Origin of the sequence: Methanobrevibacter sp. (genome assembly GCF_045646205.1) — an archaeon.
Lineage (GTDB): Archaea > Methanobacteriota > Methanobacteria > Methanobacteriales > Methanobacteriaceae > Methanocatella.
Genome location: NZ_JAZRKF010000037.1, coordinates 1 through 19,562 on the forward strand (window position 1 = coordinate 1; position 19,562 = coordinate 19,562).

General features: G+C 34.4%; 25 protein-coding genes. 19 read left to right on the plus strand and 6 right to left on the minus strand.

The features are described 5' to 3' along the window. Nucleotides 1–291 precede the first annotated feature (291 nt). Nucleotides 292–885 (plus strand): hypothetical protein, encoded by a 594-nt coding sequence (locus ACKI44_RS07380; protein ID WP_407423035.1) that lies wholly within the window; start codon nt 292–294, stop codon nt 883–885. A gap of 5 nt (nt 886–890) precedes the next feature. Continuing rightward, nucleotides 891–1,178: a zinc-ribbon domain-containing protein gene (locus ACKI44_RS07385; RefSeq protein ID WP_407423037.1), complete on the plus strand. Its 288-nt coding sequence runs from the start codon at nt 891–893 to the stop codon at nt 1,176–1,178. Here ACKI44_RS07385 and ACKI44_RS07390 read toward each other — a convergent pair. Both ACKI44_RS07390 and ACKI44_RS07395 read right to left on the minus strand, forming a co-directional pair. After that, on the minus strand, nt 1,175–2,125 hold the full coding sequence (locus tag ACKI44_RS07390) for a ketopantoate reductase family protein (RefSeq protein ID WP_407423039.1): 951 nt from the start codon (nt 2,123–2,125) through the stop codon (nt 1,175–1,177). The genes ACKI44_RS07385 and ACKI44_RS07390 overlap by 4 nt on opposite strands. 194 nt (nt 2,126–2,319) lie before the next feature. Then, nucleotides 2,320–3,420 carry a cation diffusion facilitator family transporter gene (locus ACKI44_RS07395; protein ID WP_407423041.1) on the minus strand — a complete coding sequence of 367 codons (1,101 nt, stop codon included), beginning with the start codon at nt 3,418–3,420 and terminating at the stop codon, nt 2,320–2,322. Between the two features lie 77 nt (nt 3,421–3,497). Between ACKI44_RS07395 and ACKI44_RS07400 the strand changes: the two genes are divergently transcribed. The 7 genes from ACKI44_RS07400 (at nt 3,498) to ACKI44_RS07430 (ending at nt 9,863) form a co-directional block, all read left to right on the plus strand. After that, nucleotides 3,498–4,043: a flavodoxin family protein gene (locus ACKI44_RS07400; RefSeq protein WP_407423043.1), complete on the plus strand. Its 546-nt coding sequence runs from the start codon at nt 3,498–3,500 to the stop codon at nt 4,041–4,043. Between the two features lie 67 nt (nt 4,044–4,110). Further along, nucleotides 4,111–5,856, plus strand: a complete 1,746-nt coding sequence (locus ACKI44_RS07405) for an AAA family ATPase (protein WP_407423045.1) — start codon at nt 4,111–4,113, stop codon at nt 5,854–5,856. A 77-nt stretch (nt 5,857–5,933) separates the two neighbouring features. Next, nucleotides 5,934–6,479, plus strand: a complete 546-nt coding sequence (gene rbr / locus ACKI44_RS07410) for a rubrerythrin (protein ID WP_407423047.1) — start codon at nt 5,934–5,936, stop codon at nt 6,477–6,479. Between the two features lie 372 nt (nt 6,480–6,851). Next, nucleotides 6,852–7,526: a hypothetical protein gene (locus tag ACKI44_RS07415; RefSeq protein ID WP_407423049.1), complete on the plus strand. Its 675-nt coding sequence runs from the start codon at nt 6,852–6,854 to the stop codon at nt 7,524–7,526. A gap of 304 nt (nt 7,527–7,830) precedes the next feature. Next, on the plus strand, nt 7,831–8,421 hold the full coding sequence (locus ACKI44_RS07420) for a vWA domain-containing protein (RefSeq protein WP_407423051.1): 591 nt from the start codon (nt 7,831–7,833) through the stop codon (nt 8,419–8,421). Nucleotides 8,422–8,773: 352 nt separating this feature from the next. Beyond that, the gene (locus ACKI44_RS07425) at nt 8,774–9,370 is read left to right on the plus strand and encodes a hypothetical protein (RefSeq protein WP_407423053.1); all 597 of its coding nucleotides are present in this window, start codon (nt 8,774–8,776) and stop codon (nt 9,368–9,370) included. Nucleotides 9,371–9,518: 148 nt separating this feature from the next. Further along, nucleotides 9,519–9,863, plus strand: coding sequence for a hypothetical protein (locus ACKI44_RS07430; RefSeq protein ID WP_407423055.1), 345 nt, complete (start codon nt 9,519–9,521; stop codon nt 9,861–9,863). 30 nt (nt 9,864–9,893) lie between these two features. Here the strand turns inward: ACKI44_RS07430 and ACKI44_RS07435 are convergent, their stop codons facing one another. Next, nucleotides 9,894–10,754 carry a hypothetical protein gene (locus ACKI44_RS07435; RefSeq protein ID WP_407423057.1) on the minus strand — a complete coding sequence of 287 codons (861 nt, stop codon included), beginning with the start codon at nt 10,752–10,754 and terminating at the stop codon, nt 9,894–9,896. A gap of 193 nt (nt 10,755–10,947) precedes the next feature. Here ACKI44_RS07435 and ACKI44_RS07440 point away from each other — a divergent pair, with 193 nt between their 5' ends. From ACKI44_RS07440 to ACKI44_RS07460, 5 genes are all read left to right on the plus strand, one after another. Further along, nucleotides 10,948–11,700, plus strand: a complete 753-nt coding sequence (locus ACKI44_RS07440; RefSeq protein WP_407423059.1) for an alpha/beta fold hydrolase — start codon at nt 10,948–10,950, stop codon at nt 11,698–11,700. Continuing rightward, complete coding sequence (locus tag ACKI44_RS07445; protein ID WP_407423061.1) at nt 11,697–12,677, plus strand: glycosyltransferase family 2 protein; 981 nt, start codon at nt 11,697–11,699, stop codon at nt 12,675–12,677. The genes ACKI44_RS07440 and ACKI44_RS07445 overlap by 4 nt, the downstream gene beginning before the upstream one ends. A gap of 284 nt (nt 12,678–12,961) precedes the next feature. After that, complete coding sequence (locus tag ACKI44_RS07450) at nt 12,962–13,204, plus strand: hypothetical protein (RefSeq protein ID WP_407423063.1); 243 nt, start codon at nt 12,962–12,964, stop codon at nt 13,202–13,204. Between the two features lie 233 nt (nt 13,205–13,437). Then, nucleotides 13,438–13,911, plus strand: coding sequence for a MarR family winged helix-turn-helix transcriptional regulator (locus ACKI44_RS07455; protein WP_407423065.1), 474 nt, complete (start codon nt 13,438–13,440; stop codon nt 13,909–13,911). A gap of 19 nt (nt 13,912–13,930) precedes the next feature. Continuing rightward, the gene (locus ACKI44_RS07460; protein ID WP_407423081.1) at nt 13,931–15,271 is read left to right on the plus strand and encodes an MATE family efflux transporter; all 1,341 of its coding nucleotides are present in this window, start codon (nt 13,931–13,933) and stop codon (nt 15,269–15,271) included. A 17-nt stretch (nt 15,272–15,288) separates the two neighbouring features. Here the strand turns inward: ACKI44_RS07460 and ACKI44_RS07465 are convergent, their stop codons facing one another. Beyond that, a complete protein-coding gene (locus tag ACKI44_RS07465; protein WP_407423067.1) occupies nt 15,289–15,840 on the minus strand; it encodes a manganese efflux pump MntP family protein in 552 nt (183 codons plus the stop codon). Nucleotides 15,841–16,258: 418 nt separating this feature from the next. Between ACKI44_RS07465 and ACKI44_RS07470 the strand changes: the two genes are divergently transcribed. Genes ACKI44_RS07470 through ACKI44_RS07490 form a run of 5 tightly spaced genes read left to right on the plus strand, consistent with a single transcriptional unit; the run spans nt 16,259 to nt 18,388 of the window. Then, a complete protein-coding gene (locus tag ACKI44_RS07470) occupies nt 16,259–16,888 on the plus strand; it encodes a hypothetical protein (protein ID WP_407423069.1) in 630 nt (209 codons plus the stop codon). A gap of 4 nt (nt 16,889–16,892) precedes the next feature. After that, a complete protein-coding gene (locus ACKI44_RS07475; RefSeq protein WP_407423071.1) occupies nt 16,893–17,258 on the plus strand; it encodes a hypothetical protein in 366 nt (121 codons plus the stop codon). Beyond that, entirely contained in the window at nt 17,221–17,598 is a 378-nt protein-coding gene (locus ACKI44_RS07480; RefSeq protein WP_407423073.1) for a hypothetical protein, read from the plus strand. The genes ACKI44_RS07475 and ACKI44_RS07480 overlap by 38 nt, the downstream gene beginning before the upstream one ends. A gap of 42 nt (nt 17,599–17,640) precedes the next feature. Beyond that, complete coding sequence (locus ACKI44_RS07485; protein ID WP_407423075.1) at nt 17,641–18,066, plus strand: universal stress protein; 426 nt, start codon at nt 17,641–17,643, stop codon at nt 18,064–18,066. Nucleotides 18,067–18,097: 31 nt separating this feature from the next. Next, nucleotides 18,098–18,388 (plus strand): hypothetical protein, encoded by a 291-nt coding sequence (locus ACKI44_RS07490; protein ID WP_407423077.1) that lies wholly within the window; start codon nt 18,098–18,100, stop codon nt 18,386–18,388. Here the strand turns inward: ACKI44_RS07490 and ACKI44_RS07495 are convergent. Next, entirely contained in the window at nt 18,385–19,047 is a 663-nt protein-coding gene (locus tag ACKI44_RS07495) for a uracil-DNA glycosylase (protein ID WP_407423083.1), read from the minus strand. The two genes, ACKI44_RS07490 and ACKI44_RS07495, sit on opposite strands and share 4 nt — an antisense overlap. 152 nt (nt 19,048–19,199) lie before the next feature. Beyond that, nucleotides 19,200–19,562, minus strand: a 363-nt coding sequence (locus ACKI44_RS07500) for a hypothetical protein (protein ID WP_407423079.1), incomplete at its 5' end; no start/stop codon positions are given.

Sequence of the window (19,562 nt, forward strand, 5' to 3'; positions counted from 1 at the left end):
TTCCAATTCTTCGTTTAAACTGTCATCTAGTTCCATAAATTTTTTTATTAAATCTTTAAGTTCACTCATAATATCACATAAAAATAAGTATTTTTTAAACAAATAAGCATTCTCTTCCTAAACACCACTAAAGGAATACAAACGAATGCTTATCATTAACCATCACCATTGTTCATATTATAAAAAAAAGTATGTAAAATATGAACAATACTATTTTACTACTTCAAAGTATATAAGTCTTTAGTTTTTTCCACTCATTATATATACATCTTAGTAATATAATATTAAACAATGAAAAGAATTATTTTATTTATATTGGTATTCCTTTTGATTGGATGTGTTTATGCAAGTGATTTTTCAAAAATCACCGTTAATAGGGTTGATTTTGAAATTCCAAATGAATACTCTTTAGGTGATACCATGAAAGGAAAATACGTCTATAAGGACCTTACAACCTTTGCGATTTTATGCGTAGATGACTATCTTGTCGGCAGTTATGGCGGATATTATGATATTGCAGACGATTCACGTGATCTGTCCATTGACGGTCGCCCGGCAACTCTATTGACGATGTATAATAAATATATTCAAAAAAATGTATCATATCTTTATTTCCCGGTTAACAGGTCAGTTTACTGCATCTGCTTTCAGGGAAATGACGTTAATGAAAACATATCCCATATAGTTGAGTCCGCATCAGAGTCAGAAATGTCAACAGATACGTTCTATGGTATGTTGGATGAGGCATACAAGGCCCATGAGGACAGACAGTATTATGATAGAATTACTGCTGATTATTCGGATTATGTATCTAAAACAAATCAGCATAAGGACACTTCAAATGACCGTCTGGTTAAATGGTATCTGCTCTCACATGGTAGGTGAAAGAAATGTATTGCCCGAAATGTCATAAAAAATATGATGATGGAAACGTCTTTTGCGTAGACTGCGGCACCAGACTTATTGAAGGTAATGGTGATGTTAGAGAGTCAAATCCTATTGAAAGACACTCTTCACGATTTAAAACGGCCAATAATAAAAATGACGTTAAAGTCAATTCACAGGCCAGGGCTCATCCATCATCAAATGACAAGATGGATATTTTAATACTGCAGAACAAGGAATTGATTAAACAGAACAATAGGATAATAGATCTTTTGGAAAAGCTTGTTCGCTAAAAATCACTTTCGATGGCCTTGATTAAGTTATAGATTAACTTGTTTGTACTTACGTCAACGCCGTAATTTTCTCCAAGCTCAATTACCTTTCCGTTTAATGTGTCAATTTCCGTTTTTATTTTTCTTTTTATGTCCTGGTGTGTTGATGAGTAGTGGTTATATGTGTCGGGAACAAGCTTTGTGTAGAAAATTTCCCTGTATTCATCCGCTGTCTTCCAGAGTGTTTCATATGGGGATGCATCAATCACTTCAAATATCTCATCAATGATTTTATCCATTATCTCTTTTGTATATTCGTTTTCAGTCAGTTTTCCGTAGGTGACATCAAGAATGGCTCCCAATGGATTCAGACTGCAGTTGTAAAGCATTTTTGCCCAGAGATACTTGTCCACTTCATATGAAAGTTCACAATTGATTCCGGAAGCCGTAATCTTATCTGCAATTGTTTGCAAATGGGATATGTCTTCGCCCTGAAGAGATCCAAGAAGCATCGGTTCTGTATAGACTGTAATTTCACTGATATTTTTTTCAGGTCTTGTAAAGCCTGTAATTATACGTGCGCAGAATACTTCATCCGTTTTAAAGTATCTCAGGAATGGCTCATCGTTTCCAAAGCCGTTCTGAATTATTAGAATTTTGAAATTCTCTTTCAGGATGTCTCTTGCATCATTTAACCTTTTGCTTATATCGTCATTTGCTGTAGTTTTACTAGTTATGCATACATAGTCGAAAGTATCTTTTGGAATTTCTTCATAGCTTTCAAATACGCTGAATTCATCTGGATTAAAAGAGTAGTTTGTAAAAAGACCTGTCCTTTTAATGCCTGACTCTTTCATTTTCGCTGCAGTTTCCTTTCTTGCAAGAAATGATACATTCACATCCTGTGAAAGCAGTGATGTTCCAATTCCGATTCCGACCGCTCCGGAGCCAATTATCAAAATATTCATGATAATATATTTGTCATGTGCAGAGAATATTTTTTTCTATTATTTTTTTACACTTGAAATGCATCTACAATATTTAGTTAAAAGTCTTTATTTTATAAAAGAAGTGTTTTAATGAAGTATTTGGATATTATTTGTATACTCATTTAAACGTATATTTCTATTGTAAAAATTTTTTTGGTGATGGTATAATTTTTTCAGTCACTGATATCATAATCATCAAGTATTATGAATTCAAAGTCGGGGTATTTTTCCTTGATTTTAGCATAGATTTCTTCTTTTATCTGTTTTCTGTCGGCATCAAAGTCAACGATTATATCAAAGCTTGCGTTTTTAGTGCCTTCATATACGTAAAATCCGTGAATCTGTAAAACTTCGTCATATTGGGAAACGATTTCATCAAGGTCCTTTCTGATATAGTCATATTCACCGTTGATTGCATAGATTCCAATGGTAAGGCCTATCTGAAATTCCCTGTAGATTTTTTCCCTGATTGTACGTGTCAGGCTATGGATATCGCTTGCAGTCAAATTGTGGTCAACTTCAATGTGTACGGATCCGACCATGGTTTCAGGTCCGTAGTTGTGAAGAACCAAATCATATGCTCCGTAAACGCCGTCAACTTCCTCAATTGATTTTTTTATTTGTACAGATAAATCATGGTCCAGCCTGTCTCCAAGCATGCTGTTGATTGTTTCCCTAATCATGTCAATACTTGCCTTTATGATTACAAGGGATATTATTACTCCCAGAATTCCCTCAAGACTTATATGGAAAAATATTGAAATGATAGCTGCAACCAAGGTGGAAAATGAGAGTATTGCATCGAAAAATGCATCACTTCCGGAAGCTACAAGAGCCTGTGAGTTTATCTTTTCTCCAACACCTTTTACATAGCGTCCCAATACGAATTTAACCACAACAGCCACTGCAATTATTATTAATGATACTGTGGTGTATGATGTTACGTCCGGATTGAATATTTTAGGCCATGATTCCATGAATGCGGTTATACCTGCCCACAAAACGATTGCCGCAATGATTATTGATGAGAAATATTCGATTCTCCCATAACCATATGGGTGTTCTTTATCAGGTGCTTTTCCGGCCAGTTTCGTCCCGATAATAGTGATTATTGATGACAGTGCATCTGTAAGGTTGTTTACCGCATCCAATGTAATGGCTATTGAGTTTACCATAATTCCTATGACTGCTTTAAATGCTACAAGTATCAGGTTTACAACGATTCCTATGACACTTGTTTTGATGATTGTTTTTTCTCTTGATTCGTTTTCCATGAATAAACTCTGTTTTTTATACAATTTAAAGTTTAAATAGTAATGTATTAATAGGTACTTTTGATGAATAATAATATATGAAAATATTAGCACTTAACGGAAGTCCGAGAAAAAGGGGAAACACAAATCGTGTTTTGGATGAGATGATAAAAGGCTGTGAGGAAAACGGCCATGATGTGGAAAAGTACTTTTTGGATAAGCTTGAAATCAGCCCGTGCAGCGGCTGTGAAATCTGTGCCAAAGGAAAAGACTGCAGGTTTGAAGACGACGGTGCAGAAATCATCAACCAGCTGGCTGAAGGCGCAAGCCTTATAGTTGCTTCACCAATATACTTCGGTCAGATGACTGCACAGCTTAAGACAATAATCGACAGATTCTATTCCATTTTCAACAATCCCGACAAGCACTTTGAAGGCAAGGTTGCAGTAATTTTCACCCACGCATATCCGGGAGACGATTTCTACAAGCCATACATCGATCTGGTATTGAAACAGCCTTTCGAGATGAACACCGAACTTGAAATCGTTGACTGTCTTGAAGTTGGAGGCGTCAAATTCATAGGTGATGCAGATAAGGCAGAAGACGCATTAAAAAGAGCCTATGAAATAGGATTGAAATTCTAGATTTAGCACCATCACCATAAAATTAATTTACTTTACTATCAATATATTATCATAGGTTGTGTTAACTTTGTCAGGTCAGTGGAAAATCTGTTATAATTGTCACCATAAGGTTGATGTTTCAGCTAAATCATGTCCCTATTGCAATGAGGATTATTTTAAAGAAATAGATATTTCTTTTGATGAAATGGCTGAATATGAACCAATAAAATCTGAAATTAAAGAACTTTTTGAATACTGTGATTTGATTGATAATCGCGGTGATTATGATGAAAAATTAACGCCTATCCTCGCGGACTTTAAATCAGGAAAAGGTTCTGTTAAGGATCTGGTTCAAACCAATCTCGCTGACTTTTTAACATTCATAGCCGTTAAGGGAGACTCATTTTCCGAATTCAAACTTCTCTTTATTGATGACGTTTTGCAATTGGAATCCAATCTTGATGAACTTTATCTTGTTTTGATAAAGGGACTTGACGGCAATTACATGAACTATCTTCCAACCTCATTTAAACTCTTTTATGAAAACGATCTGTTCCATAAGGATTTTCTTGAAAGCAAAAATTTGAACGGTTATATGGATAAGCTGTTTGAAATCTATCGCCATCTGGCAAAAGCCTTTTTTAAATGCGATAGATACACTGAACCTAAGGCATATGGCATTCTGGACAGGTATATGGACTGTCTTGCAAAGCATATCATTCGCTTTAAGCGTGATTATCCGACAGGAAACTTTAAGGAACCTTATGACAACGATCATGTAAATAAGGTACTGGAATTACTCACAAACTGCGAGAACATCGATGATTTTCATGGAAACTTCATAGCCAATACCAAGGACTGGATTAACCGTTCAATTGACGGCGATGAAGACTATGATGATTTCTATAAGGAATTATCTAGAAGAAGACCTGATGTTGTTGCAGATATTTTAATGTCAAAGGATGATGTTGTAAAAGTTGATAAGAATACATTTCAAAAGAATACTGAAGAGGAAACGGAAGAATCTTTGGATGATTTGCTTGAAGAGCTGAATAGTTTAGTTGGTCTTGAAGCGGTTAAAAAGGAAGTTAACTCACTTGTAAATTTAATCCAAATCAGAAAAATCCGTGAGGAACGTGGAATGAAACAGCCTTCAATGTCACTTCACCTTGTCTTTTCAGGCAATCCCGGAACGGGAAAGACCACAGTTGCAAGGCTTCTTTCAAAAATCTATAAAAAGTTAGGTGTTTTATCCAAGGGACACCTTATAGAAACCGACAGAAGCGGACTTGTTGGAGGATATCTTGGCCAGACTGCAATAAAAACCCAGGAAGTAATTCAAAGCGCAATGGGTGGAATATTATTCATTGATGAGGCATATACCTTGGCTCCAAAAAACAAGGATGATGCATACGGCCAGGAAGCTATTGACACTATTCTTAAAGCCATGGAAGATCACCGTGATGATTTGATTGTAATCGTTGCAGGTTATCCGGGACTTATGGATAATTTCATTCATTCAAATCCGGGTCTGGAGTCCAGATTCAACAAGTACATTTTCTTTGAGGACTATAATCCCGATGAGCTCTATGGAATATTTTTAAGCATGTGTGAAAATACAAGTCTCAAGCTTGATTCAAAGGCCGATGAGTATCTTAAAGGATTGTGTGAGGATCTATACAATACCCGTGGAGATAACTTTGCAAACGGCCGGCAAATCAGAAATCTCTTTGAAAATGTTTTGACCGCTCAGGCAAACAGGCTTTCAAGTGATTTGGACATTACAGACGATGAGCTCATGACAATTATTTTGGATGATTTCAAATTTGAATAAATGTTATTTTTGCATAACAAAAAATCACTATTTTTTTAAATAATAATTGATAAATATAATATTTGGAGATGTATATTATGACTGATTTAAAAGGTTCAAAAACTGAAGAAAATTTACAAGCTGCATTCGCAGGTGAGTCCCAGGCTCACACCAAATACCAATACTTTGCTTTAAAAGCAAAAGAAGAAGGATATGTTCAAATCCATGATATTTTCATGGAAACTTCCAAAAACGAAAGAGAACATGCTAAAATCTGGTATAAACTCTTGCATGATGAAGAAATTCCAGATACCATTGCTAACTTAAACGCTGCAGCTGACGGTGAAAACGAAGAATGGACTTCAATGTATAAGGAATTTGCTGAAACCGCTCGTGAAGAAGGTTTTGCCAAAATCGCATTTTTATTTGAAAAAGTCGGTGAAATCGAAAAAGAGCACGAAGAAAGATACAGAGCTTTACTTTCAACTGTTGAAAACGAGACTGTTTTTGCAAAAGAGGAAGCTGTTGAATGGAAATGTGAAAACTGTGGATTTATCATGAAAGGTCCTAATGCTCCTGAAAAATGTCCTGTTTGTGGATATCCTAAAGCACATTTCGAACAAAGAGCTCAAAACTATAAATAATTTTATTTTTTATAAAATAAGAGATAATAATAGGTGTTTAGTGGTTGTTAAACACCTACTTTGACTTTTTTTTGGAAAATATTTGGCAGATATATTTTTCCGTTTTTTTGAATTAGAAAATTGTGGAAAACTAATTCAAATAATTCAATTTTGGAGATTGTATTAGTTTACGACTAATAATGTTTGAAAGCAATGTGTTTTCGTGTTTCACATCACTATTTAATAATGTTGTAAGAAGTAGTATATAAATGTTTCGTTATTTTTTAGGTATACCTAAACTTTTTGGTGATGTTTTCCGGAAAAAATAACTATTGTTATATAATGATAGTCTCACATCATATATAAATATAATCATTTTAATAAGATTAAATAATGTTTGATGGAGATGTCTTAAAGCAATTTTTAATAGATGAGGGTATTTCAAAGGTCGGCTATACCAGGGTAAATGTGGATGATTTTCCAAGGCTCAGCTATGGTATAGCGCTTGTTTTAAAACTTCCAAAAGAAGCTGTTCAGGCTTTGCTTGATGATGAGTTCAAGGATTACTGGAAGATATTTCATGCCCAGATTGACACTCTAACCGATATTGCATTTAAGGCTGAAAAACTAATTAATGACAATGGCTATGACGCATTTGCCCTCACGATGAAGAGAAATGAATGCGATATGGAAAAATTATTGTCAAAGCTACCATATAAGACCCTTGCAACTACATCTGGTTTGGGATGGGTTGGAAGATCCGCTCTTTTTGTATGTGAGGAATACGGCTCTGCAGTTGCACTTTCAGGAATATTGACTGACATGCCTCTTGAGGTGGGTCGTGCCATTACTGATTCCTACTGTGATGACTGTGAGGAGTGCCAGAAGGCATGTCCCGTTGATGCGATAAATCCTGTAAAGTGGAATTCAAGACTTGGAAGAAGCGACATCATTGACATTGAAACATGCAGTGAATACGTTATTGATCAGTTCCGTGCAGGTTTGGGATGCAGCAAATGCCTATGTCATTGCAGATTAACACAGGAATACTTTAAAAATAAGAGATAATTAGGCGTTTTTGGTTAAACGCCTCTGAAAAAATTGTTTGGCAGATAATTTTTTCTTATGAATTAGCAAATTGTGAAAAACTAATTCATTTTTTTTGGAGATTGTATTAGTTAAGACTAATAATGTAAAAGCAATGTGTTTTTTTAGGTAGTCCTAAACTTTACATCACTTAATTAAACATAGTTGCTCATCATATATAAAACTTTCTAATTTTTTTAGGTTAGCCTAAAAGTTTACACATAAACTATATATATACCATCTTACAAATAATTTAAACACAACTTTAATACCACGAGGCGATAACATGGAAAGTGAAAAAATTGACATAATATTTTTGATAGACAGAAGCGGTTCAATGTACGGATCCGAAAACGATACCATAGGGGGATTCAACTCATTCATTGCAAAACAGAAACAGAATGAAACCGATGCAAGGGTAACCACCATACTTTTTGACCATGGCTATGAAGTGCTCTACAAAAGAAAAAACCTTTATGACGTTGAAGACTTGACCAGAAACGAATACTTTGTAAGAGGTTCAACCGCACTTCTGGATGCAATCGGAAGAACAATCACTTCAATGGACAGGGAAATTGACAATAAGGTTCTTTTTGTAATCACAACTGACGGCTATGAAAATTCATCCAAGGAATTCACACGCCAGCAAATCAAGAACATGATCAATAATCATAACTGGGAGTTCATCTACTTGGGCGCCGATATAGATTCATATGCTGAAGCGTCAAGTATCGGAATCAGAAGCAGCAGGGTGGCCAACTACAAAAAAACCTCTGAGGGAATCAATAGGATGTATGACTGTTTAAGTGATGCAACGGTATGCTATTCAAAATGTGAAAATCTTGATGATTCATGGAAGGAAAAACTTGAGGAATAGTAATATTTTTTAAACATTTTAAATTCTACAATAGATTTTTCTTTTAATTTTTTCCACTTATTTTTTCAATTTTTTTTAATATTTTATATTAATAATGAACACATCTTATTAATATGCCCTTAAATTTTTTATTTTTTATAAATATGTATTTTATTTACCATACTTTGAACAATATATTATCAAATAGATTAATTTTTAAATATTTTTTAGAAAATTCAAGAAAAATATTGAAACTTTATATATATGAATTTTAATAACATTATATGATCAATTTAAATATTGATTGATTAATTTATGCATAATTTTTGAGATCGATTTAAAAAATTGATTACAATTTTGAAGATGTGATACTATGAAAAAATCTATATTATATATATTTGTTGTGTTAATGGCTTTATCATTAACATTAGGTGCTGTCAGCGCTGAAGATGTCGCAGAAGAAGGCAATGCTGCCGGCGGCGATATCGTTGTTACAGACATTGAAGATGTTTCAGTAGCTGATGTTGAAGTGGATGTTGAACCTCTGGCAGAAAATGAGTATGAACTATATTGGGGTGTTGGCGTAGCTAACAACGGCCCTGATACCGCTTACAATACTGTCGTACGTGTTGACGGATCAGACAACTTATTGTTATGGGATATTCCTGTAATAAGCCAAGGTACTTACTACCCTGAATATGGTGTATGGGATGTTGGTGACTTAGCTGCTGGTGAAGTTGCTGTAATGATACTCGATACCATCAAAATGGATGAAGGTCCATTCTGGGTAGATGCTATTGCTGTAAGTGATTCTGCAGACCCTGACTTAACAAACAATTATGACATTGCTTGGGTAGGTCTTGATGCAGCTGCAGCAGAAGAAACTCTTCCAGAAACCGGTAACCCATTAGCTATGGCTTTACTTGCTTTATTAGCAATTGGTGTTGGCGGAATCTCAAGAAGATTCTAAATCGAATTAAACAAATGAATTGGTCAATTAAGTTTTAACATACTGAATATATATGTATATGGAATAAGGGATTAGCTCCACCCACCCTTATCTTTATATATAATTAATGTAAATAGTATTTTCTAACTGAATTTTTTGTGTGATAAAAATGGCCGATAAAAAATTATTGAAAGATTACACTAAAGAAGAAATTGCCGAATTTAGCGCTCTTGAAAAAGAGGCTTATGACAGGGCAAACAAATTAAACAAAGAATTTATCCATATTGAAAGCCTTTTAAATGATTTGACCGAACATTGGAAAGAATATTTCATCTTCCTTGAAGATCAAAAAATATCTAAAATCTGCGAATTCTACGGCGATAAAACCGCTCCTTTTAATGATGAGTTACGTGAATCAATCGCAGACAATTTAAAAACTTCCTTAAACGGTGTTCATAAGGCGGTAAACTACAATACCAAAAAGATTGACGCCGGAAGAATAATGGATAGATAAGTGTTTAAAAACACTTAAAACCCACTTTTTTTAAAATATAATATTGAACCATCTGAATTTCTGTCCAGCATAATGGCTGATTAATATTGATGCAAGTGAAGTGGCAACATAGATAATTACCACATCAATAGGGGTCACTGCCAAAAAGAAGCATAATCCGATAATTTCTACCAGGAAAAATATCAGTGAATTGTTATTGTTGATGTATGTGAAAATCCCCAAAACGACCGGCGTAAATACGATGGCCAGGATAAATCCGCAGACATGGAAAAATGGATAGATATTTCCAACATCAAGGTTAAAGATGAAAATGAATAGAAACATCTCAACAGCAGTCATAATGAATCCGAACACTCCTCCCGTAATTGCCTGAGCCATGGTATGCTTTTTTAAGGTTACACGAGACCAGATTAAAACCGGATATATCATGCCGAATAATGCACCGACAGGACCTAAAAGAATAATGAGTGCACATACAGGACCACTCAAACCTGTGGTATGAACGCTGATTTTCCATTGGGTTGTAATCAGCATCACAATAAATGTATTGATACAGTAACATAAGAGCAGGAATGTCAAAAAGTCATTCAATCCTAAAAATTTTGAAATCATAAATCCTATAAAGTAGGACACCGTTCCGATAATAAGGGGAACCTTTCTGTCCTTTCTGTTTGAAATGTCATTGTCGTTTCCGGTTCTTTTGGCCCAATAGAGAATAATTGCCATCGGCAAAATTGAAGCAAATACGATGGAAATCAATTCAAGAGCCGGAAACTCCCACAGATTACCCCATGTGAGTGTTAGACATATTATTAAAAACAGCGGAATACATATAATCGGAGGATTTGTAAAAGCCGAAATTGTTTTCGCTAATCTAAATTTGGAATTCATAAGTATAGTATAAAATTACATGCTTTTAAATCTATCCTTATAAAATATTACTCTTCAAATGCTAGGAAAAGATACATTACTATTAAAAGTCATATATTATTTTGAGCATGTTCAATTGACGGCTTAGCGATAACCAAGCGGTCGTTAATTGCCTGCTTAACTATATTAATCAAATCACCAAATAATTAATATCATGGAAATAAATTATCTTCTTGAAGGCAGCGGGGATAAGACCATTGTTTTTGTTCATGGCCTTTCCGATAATCTCTATTACTGGCAAAAACTGTCTTTTGAATTAGGTAAAGATTATAATGTAATTTCATATGACCTCAGGGGACATGGAAGTTCACCATACGCTCCTTTTACCATGGATGAGCTTGCTGATGATTTGCATGACCTTCTTTTAATGCTTGATATAAATAAGGCCAGTCTTGTGGGACTTTCCCTTGGAGGAAATGTCGCTCTTTTATTTGCACTGAAGTATCCTCAAATGCTTGAAAAGCTTGTGGTAATGTCCAGTTTCAGTGAAGTCGATGATAACTTAAGGTCTAAATTTGGAGAGTTCAAGACAGCTATTCTAAAGTCCTATGAGGATTTTTACGATGTAATAATCAGATATGTTCTTCCAGAAGACATTTTAAATGAAAATTTTGAAGCCCTTGAATTCTATAAACATGAAGCAGCAAAATCCGCAAACCTCAAAGCCATTGAAAACGGAATAGATATAGGTGTTGACTTTTACATCACTGACAAATTGAAAAACTTAAATCATCCAGCACTGATTCTGGCAGGAAGGGACGATGAAATAACTAAAGTTAATTTATCCAAGATTTTAAATGAAAACATTAAAAACTCACACCTTGTCGTATTTGAAAATACAAAGCACAATCTCCTTATTGGAAGGAACATTGAAGAAATATTGAAAATTATAAGGGAATTTCTATGAAAGTATCAGTAATATTATGCGTCTACAATGAAGAAAAATTCATAAGAAAAGCTATTGAAGGCATTTTAAAGCAAAGTTTAACAGATTTTGAATTCATTATCGTAAATGACGGTTCAACCGATGATACATTGGATATCATTAACTCATATGATGATGAGCGCATCAGGCTAATTGATCAGTCAAACATGGGTCTTGGAGCATCAAGAAACAGGGCCATTGACTTGGCTCAAGGTGAATACGTGATATTTCTTGATGGAGACGACTGGTTCAGAGATGATGCTTTAGAAATTGCATATAGTGAAGCAAAATCTCTGGATACGGATATTTCAATCTTTCAGATTAAATACTTTGATGACGATACGGGCGAATATTCAGATAACGACTGGTTCAATCTGAATTCATTTGACGAATCATTTGACGGACGAGTATTTTCACCTGAAGAGTGCAGGGACTTTCTCTTTGATTTGTCCGTCAACGCATGTCAAAAAATATATAAGAACACTTTTCTTCAATCATCAGGAGCCAGATTCGTTGAAGGAATATACTTTGAAGACATGCCGTTTTTCTTTGAAATATTTTTAAAGGCTTCCAGACTCTCAATTATCCGCAAGCATCTTTACTATCACCGAAAGCACTCAAAATCAATCACTGATGTCATTGACTGCGATTATTTAGATACCGTACCTGCAGGCCAGGAACTCATGAAAAGGTTTATAGAAAACGGATTTTACGAGGATTACAAGTTTGATTTGTTGGCCTACAAGATTAACGGACCAAGATTTGCACTGTCACAGATTGTAGATAAGTGTAAATCTCCATTGTTTGACCTGATACATGAGGATTATCTTGAAATCAGAGATTCTGTTTATTATGAAGACTATTTGAATGAATTGGGGCCAGTCAAGAAAAAGTTCTTTTTGGATGTCATTGAAGCCGAAAGTTATGAAGAATTTCTGGCCTTAGAGAATCAGAAGTAATTTTTACCTTTCAAGGAAATATCTCTTTCAAAAAAGATTTATATTTAAAAATGCTATAGTTAAAAATAACAAACCATTATCTGTGTAGTATTATTAAATTTCGCTTATATTGCAATTTTTGTTGAAGATGATGTTGGAAAAGAAATAATTGAGGAGATTGCTCAGTTATTTAGCCAACTGGAATTTTTAGACAATCAATTATATTTTGATTTGCATCAAACTCTTAAGAAGATGATTAAGTATCATTTTGTTGAGGATATATTAAAACAAAGGAGTTGCTAACTATGATTACTAAAACTATACCTAAAGAAAGATATGGTAAATTGTCTATGAGTGATTGGATGTTGAATGAGAATAAGGAACTTCGTAAAATATCAAAACTAAATGAGGCTTCATTGGTGAAAAAAGATAAACAAATATCTGTTATGCGTGATGAGCTTTCTCGTAAGGATGAAGTCATTAGAAAATTACAAAACCGGTGGAGCAACAAAAATCATAACCTTTTAATTAATTTCATGATTAATTAAATTATAAGTATTTTATTTCCCATCATTTTAATGATAGCTATTTTTAATTTAATTAATATTATCATGAAATTATTATTTTTTTAACCAGTTCATCTACCATTAAAGAACTTAAATTAAAAATTTTTAATTGTTGTCTTTGCAATTGTTGTCAATGCAACAGTTTATATAGTAGTAATTACTAATGTTGTACTGTCGATTAAGTTTTATATAATTGATTAAAATGAAGGTTAATTATGTTATATTGTGATTTAGAAGAAATCGATTCTAAAGACTTGCCTATCTCCAAATTGGTTGCTCTTATATATAAATCGCAGAAAATCTTTTTCAATAATATGCTCAGTGAGTTGAATATCAACAATACGCAGTTTCACATATTATTTGAAATAAGAAACGACTCCAATATTAATCAGGAAAAGATTGCATCAAGATGCAATGTAAATAAGGGTGTTGTTGCAAGATCCATTAAAAAATTGGAGGACAATGATTTCATATCCAGAGCAGTTGATGAAAATAACAGAAGGCAAAACATTATCTCATTAACGCAGAAAGGTAAGGAAACCATAAACCAGGCAACTAATCTTTTGAATGACCTGGAAGACTATCTTTTTGACGATAATGATGAAAAAGAATTGTTACAAAATATATTGAAAGATTTAGCTATTAAAGCAATATCATTAAATGAAAAAGGGTTTGATAAGATTGAGTGAAAGAAATGATAATATTGAAATGATTACAGGTGACCCTAAAAAGGCTATAATTAAATTAAGTATTCCAATGATGCTTTCCATGCTTCTGATTATGTTATATAACATTGCCGACAGTATCTGGGTTGCAGGACTCGGTGCCGAAGCTCTTGCAGCTTTAGGATTCATCACTCCATTGTTCATGGTTCTCGTCGGTTTGGGGGGAGGTATCGGAGCAGGTGCAAATTCATTGATTGCACGTAATATCGGTGCAAAGAATTTCGATCAGGCAAACAATGCAGGTCTGCACGCAATTGTATTGTGTATTATAATCTCAGCGGTTTTTACAGTATTGATGATTTTATTCCTTCCTACTTTATTGGAAATGATGGGTGCCGGAGATTCCATTGGCTATGCGCTTGAGTATGGTTATATTGTATTTGCTGCTTTGTTTATCTTTGTATACTCCGGTGTGGCTTCAGCAATATTCCGGTCTGAAGGAGACATGAGGAGGGCAACAATAGCTATTGCAGTAACTGCCGTAATGAACATTGTCCTTGACCCGATTTTTATTTATGTTTTGAACATGGGAATCGTTGGTGCTGCATGGGCAACCGTATTTTCAGCAACATTGTCCTGTCTTGTAATGTCCTATTGGATTTGGGGCAAAAAGGATCTCTTTTTGGACTTGTCTCCTAAAAACTTCAGTTATCAAAGTAAAATGATGATTGATGAACTGCAGGTTGCCGTTCCGTCAACACTTGAAAACATCATATTTTCAGCATTGGCGATTATCATTAACGGAATGCTTGTTGCCGCATCCGGAACTACTGCGGTGGCGGTTTATACAGCATCAATGAGGATTGTTCAGATGGCTACTATTCCTTTAATCGGTATTGGAACTGCAGTTTTGACTGTGGCAGGTGTTGCATATGGTGCACGTAACTATGAAAACCTTAAAACATCCCACAGCTATTCAATCAAGATTGGTTTTGCACTCTCAATTGCCCTTGGAGCCATAATGTATATATTCTCTTCCCAGATTGCTGGTGTGTTTTCATATACCTCAGCCAGTGCGTCATTGGCTCCTGAAATTGCAACGGCAGTATCAATCCTGAGCCTTTTTGTCCTTGCAATTCCACACGGTATAATGTCAGCCATGGTTTTCCAGGGTGTAGGTAAGGGTGTCTATTCTCTTATAATTACATTGCTCAGATCATTGATTTTGGAATGTGTATTCTCATATATCCTCTGTTTTGTCTTCGGATGGGGTGTGATTGGAATATATGCAGGTCTTCTGCTGGGCTGTTTTGTTGGAGGAACAGTCGGTTATATCTGGGCTAAGATATTCATTAAAAGATTCGGTGAAAACTTACATCATTAAGTTTTCATTTATTTTTTTTATAATCCTAAAAGGATTTTTATACCTATTAAGATTAAAATAACACCACCGAGGATTTGGAAGCGTCCTCCAAAGTAATCTCCTATTTTTTTACCTAAAAATATTCCGATTATTGAAAATGCAAATGCCACGATTCCGATTATGATTGAGGGAATGATAATTGATTCGTTTAATAAGGCGTATGTCAGTCCGACTGCCAAAGCGTCAATACTTGTTGCAATTGCAAGTAAAGTGACTTCAGCGAAACTGAAGCTGTCAGCTGATTCGTCTTCATCTTCAAGGCTTTCCCTAATCATATTTAATCCGATAGCTAAAAGAAGTATAAAACCTATGATTGATGCAACTGAAGCTAAAAACTGGCTTATTATTCCTCCGATGTAATATCCGATGATAGGCATTATGAACTGGAAGAATCCGAAAAAGAGTCCGTAATATAATATCTGATTTGATTTTAAGTTTTTTTGAGTGAATCCTTTTGTAAGTGATACGCTGAAGGCATCCATTGCAAGTGCCACTGCAATCAGTAGTGTTGATATTATTTCAAAAGCCATTACAAATATTGTGTTGTTTATTTTATTTATATTCATGTACTTTTTTTGCATGTTTTTTGAATTTTCAATATTTTATTCATTAAATTAAAAATTTGTTTATTTGATATATTTATTATTAAATATTTAAATGATTTATTAGATTACGTTCATTCTACAATAGATTTTTTCACATTCAAGTCTTTTTGAAAAACTACTTAAATTTATTGTTTTTTATTTTTGGGTGATATCCACTTAAAGTTTTCGTAAATATTTCATATTTGAGCTTGATTTTGAATTTAGTTAAAAATTTTTTTTAGTAATTTTTGTATCAAATAGATTTTTTTTGAAAATTTTTCTTTTATTGGGTGTTAAAAAGAAGTAATTTAAATATGATAAAAGTACTAAATATTATACATATAAAGTAAAATGAACGGATATTATGAGATCTAAAAACATTCTATTTGCATTACTAATGATTATTTTAGCGTTAATGCTAGTCAGTACTGTAAATGCTTTAGATAATGATACTGTTTTAGACGATAATAAACCGCATGCTATCTCCGATTATCCTGACCTGGTATTTGAACAGAGTTATGACCCGAAAGTGGTCTATAAGGATAATGTGTTTGAAGTATTGCTGTCAGTTAGAAATACTGGTCAAAACACATATCACAATGTATCAATCTTTTATCCATTGCCTGATGGTCTGGAATTGATGATATGGCCTTCTGAGTATGAAAATTCAGTCTGGTTAATTGATACTTTATATCCCGGAGAACTGAATACTTTGACACTGGTCTGCATTCCAAAGATTGCAAATACCACATATGATTTTCCGGCAATAGTTGACGGCGAGACCGTGGCGGACATGGAAATCTATTGTGAAGAGGCTCCAGAACCTGAACCCGAACCTGTACCTCCATTTGACCCTGATTCCCATGGGGGAGGAGCAGTTGATATTGTAAAATCTGCTGCAACAAACGGAATCAGTTTGCATGATGCAGGTAATCCGATCTTTTTATTGCTCTTCATGATAATATTCATTCCATACATACGTCTAAAATACTGATATTATGAAAAAAATTCTTTTTTTACTTTTTATTCTTTTTTTAAGCCTTCAGGTCAGCTTTGCGTTTTCATTAAGTGACCTTCAAAACGATGGGCATTGGCATTTCAAAAAAGACCGCTATGATTTTAACTCCGCAGACCTTATTAAGGAGTATGGAAATGCCGGTCAGTACAGCGTTCAAATACTTCATGATGGAAAATCTGTCGGTGCAGGTGAGATGGTGACATTTTTCATAAACGGCGTTTACTACACCCGTTTCACTGATTCTGATGGAGTTGCGACTTTAGACATTAATCTTGAGCCCGGAAAATACATTGTATCACTTGAGTGCAATGGCTTTAGGGGCTATAACAACATTCTGGTCGTGTGAGAATATGAAAAGCAGCGAAATCAATCCGATCAAATCAGACACAATGGAAATCGACTGTCAGGAAATATTTGATCATATCATAGCCTGTCAGAGGGAGTTTGATGGAAATCTTACTTTTGAAAAAACAATTCTACCTACTTTAAATGAAATCGAGGAGTTACTGTTTGTTGTAAATGACATTGAGCTATTTGGAGAAATGATTGACATTATATACCGCTTTCGCTTCCGGTTAAGGGAACTGGAAAGCCAGATCAAGTTTTTGGATGATGAAAATATTACAAATTCACAGAATCTTTCATATATTTTGAATGAAATGTCAAAGTTCAAAGAAATAATATAAATGTTAGTAAATATAATATAATATTAACAAGGAGTTTTCGCAATGTTTGATAAAATACTATTACCTACTGATGGGTCCGAGTTTTCCGAACATGAAGTTGAAAGAGCAATCAAGGCACTTTCCGATGATGGTGAAATCATTATATTGTCTGTTGCAAGTAAATTGGAGCCTACAACACCATTTCAAAAAAGAAAAAATATTGAAAATTTGAATAAAGGCTTTTTAAAAGAGGCACATGAAAACGTTGACCGTATGGCAAGACGATTCGATGACCGTGTAAACGTAAGAAAAATGGTTATTACAGGTTTGCCTGCAGAAACGATTGTTCAGGTGGCTGAAGATGAGGATGTTGATTTGATTATCATTGCAGCATCAGGCAAATCCGGTTTGCACAGATTCTTTATCGGAAGTGTTGCTGAAAAAGTACTTAAAAGTACAGAAAGAGATGTTTTATTGATTCATAATTAATTTGAATCAAAAATTACTTTTTTTAGATAATATGAAAGATGTATACTATGTTGATTTTGATGTCGATGAGGTAACATCCAAGATTAACGGGCTCATGAGCAGATGGTCCGTACATCTGATTCATATTAAGGGACAGAAATGGAAGGTCTATGACCATTCAGATATCCTTATTTATGAATTTGATTTTTTAATTGATTTTAAGGATATTGAAGGCAGAATCAAGCTGGAGGATTTGAAACTTAACGTGATTCATCATATTGAATCTCTAAGGGATGATACTTCATACATTGATGAGCTGGTACAGGAAGAACTGCTCTATTAGAGTTTCCAGTCTATTTCTTTTATATTGTTTTCACTTAAAAATTCATTGGCCAGCTTAAAGTGATTTGAACCGAAAAAGCCCCTTCTTGCAGAAAAAGGGGATGGGTGTGAGGTTACTAAGACCAGATGATCGGGATTGTCAAGAAATTCCTTTTTCTTTTCGGCCTGCTTTCCCCATAAGAGAAATACTATAGGCTGTTTTTGATTGTTTAAAATTTTAATGACATTATCAGTAAATATCTGCCATCCGCAGTCGCTGTGTGAGTTGGCCTCTCCTTCACGGACGGTTAAAACAGTGTTCAATAGGAAAACTCCCTGCTTTGCCCAGGATTCAAGACATCCTGATTCGGGAATTGGGTATGAATATTCGTTCTCGATTTCCTTGAAGATGTTTTTAAGTGATCTTGGTATTGGCCTGCCTTCGGGTGTTGAAAATGCAAGACCGTGTGCCTGACCCTCTTCATGGTATGGGTCCTGGCCTAGAATGACGACCTTAACGTTTTTCAGTGGTGTAAACTTGAATGCGTTGAATATTTCATCTTTTGGAGGATAAACTGTTCTTGTTGCATATTCTTCATTTGTAAATTCTTCTATTTTTTTGAAATAATCACTTTCAAATTCCTTTTTTAATACTGGGTCCCAATCATTTCCTATCATGATTTTTAATTTATTTTTTGATGGTTTAATATTTTTTGATATTGTGTTTTTGAATGAGGTTATTCACATCTTCTTCGCTCAGCTCAACTATTTGTGCAATTTTGCTGATTGTCATATCATTGATTAACTTTTTAATGACACTAACTTTTTCATCTTTAATTTGGCAAGGATACCTCGACCTCTTTAGGTCGAGGAGGAATTGCCATCCTCCTTTCTGTTAAGTAACCTTTTCTTGGTTCTAATAATTTTAATTTTTTATAATTTGCTGAGGCGTGAATTTTTGTGCTGTCAAGTGTTCGTAAATCAAAATAACCGCTTGTTCTTCTTCCGAATATGAAGCATTCTTGTTTTTCGAATAGTACGTTGTCAAATAGTCTGAATCCTTTGACTATGTATGGTGCTTGATTTAGTTTGCGGATGCCTCCTTTTTGTGGTTTGGCTTTATGTATTTGGCGATTGTGGCGCCTTACTTTCTTTTGATAAAAATAATAACCTAATGGTTCGGCAAGTGGATTGCC

Bases quoted from the DNA above. Each gene is read 5' to 3' on its own strand.
- ACKI44_RS07395 (WP_407423041.1), bottom strand. From the start codon at position 3,420: ATGGAAAACGAATCAAGAGAAAAAACAATCATCAAAACAAGTGTCATA.
- ACKI44_RS07435 (WP_407423057.1), bottom strand. From the start codon at position 10,754: ATGAATTCCAAATTTAGATTAGCGAAAACAATTTCGGCTTTTACAAAT.
- ACKI44_RS07475 (WP_407423071.1), top strand. From the start codon at position 16,893: ATGAAAAAAATTCTTTTTTTACTTTTTATTCTTTTTTTAAGCCTTCAG.
- ACKI44_RS07465 (WP_407423067.1), bottom strand. From the start codon at position 15,840: ATGGCTTTTGAAATAATATCAACACTACTGATTGCAGTGGCACTTGCA.
- ACKI44_RS07400 (WP_407423043.1), top strand. From the start codon at position 3,498: ATGAAAATATTAGCACTTAACGGAAGTCCGAGAAAAAGGGGAAACACA.
- ACKI44_RS07470 (WP_407423069.1), top strand. From the start codon at position 16,259: ATGAGATCTAAAAACATTCTATTTGCATTACTAATGATTATTTTAGCG.
- ACKI44_RS07445 (WP_407423061.1), top strand. From the start codon at position 11,697: ATGAAAGTATCAGTAATATTATGCGTCTACAATGAAGAAAAATTCATA.
- ACKI44_RS07425 (WP_407423053.1), top strand. From the start codon at position 8,774: ATGAAAAAATCTATATTATATATATTTGTTGTGTTAATGGCTTTATCA.
- ACKI44_RS07390 (WP_407423039.1), bottom strand. From the start codon at position 2,125: ATGAATATTTTGATAATTGGCTCCGGAGCGGTCGGAATCGGAATTGGA.
- ACKI44_RS07430 (WP_407423055.1), top strand. From the start codon at position 9,519: ATGGCCGATAAAAAATTATTGAAAGATTACACTAAAGAAGAAATTGCC.
- ACKI44_RS07440 (WP_407423059.1), top strand. From the start codon at position 10,948: ATGGAAATAAATTATCTTCTTGAAGGCAGCGGGGATAAGACCATTGTT.
- ACKI44_RS07485 (WP_407423075.1), top strand. From the start codon at position 17,641: ATGTTTGATAAAATACTATTACCTACTGATGGGTCCGAGTTTTCCGAA.
- ACKI44_RS07480 (WP_407423073.1), top strand. From the start codon at position 17,221: ATGGCTTTAGGGGCTATAACAACATTCTGGTCGTGTGAGAATATGAAA.
- ACKI44_RS07420 (WP_407423051.1), top strand. From the start codon at position 7,831: ATGGAAAGTGAAAAAATTGACATAATATTTTTGATAGACAGAAGCGGT.
- ACKI44_RS07415 (WP_407423049.1), top strand. From the start codon at position 6,852: ATGTTTGATGGAGATGTCTTAAAGCAATTTTTAATAGATGAGGGTATT.
- ACKI44_RS07460 (WP_407423081.1), top strand. From the start codon at position 13,931: ATGATTACAGGTGACCCTAAAAAGGCTATAATTAAATTAAGTATTCCA.
- ACKI44_RS07490 (WP_407423077.1), top strand. From the start codon at position 18,098: ATGAAAGATGTATACTATGTTGATTTTGATGTCGATGAGGTAACATCC.
- rbr (WP_407423047.1), top strand. From the start codon at position 5,934: ATGACTGATTTAAAAGGTTCAAAAACTGAAGAAAATTTACAAGCTGCA.
- ACKI44_RS07385 (WP_407423037.1), top strand. From the start codon at position 891: ATGTATTGCCCGAAATGTCATAAAAAATATGATGATGGAAACGTCTTT.
- ACKI44_RS07455 (WP_407423065.1), top strand. From the start codon at position 13,438: ATGTTATATTGTGATTTAGAAGAAATCGATTCTAAAGACTTGCCTATC.
- ACKI44_RS07380 (WP_407423035.1), top strand. From the start codon at position 292: ATGAAAAGAATTATTTTATTTATATTGGTATTCCTTTTGATTGGATGT.
- ACKI44_RS07450 (WP_407423063.1), top strand. From the start codon at position 12,962: ATGATTACTAAAACTATACCTAAAGAAAGATATGGTAAATTGTCTATG.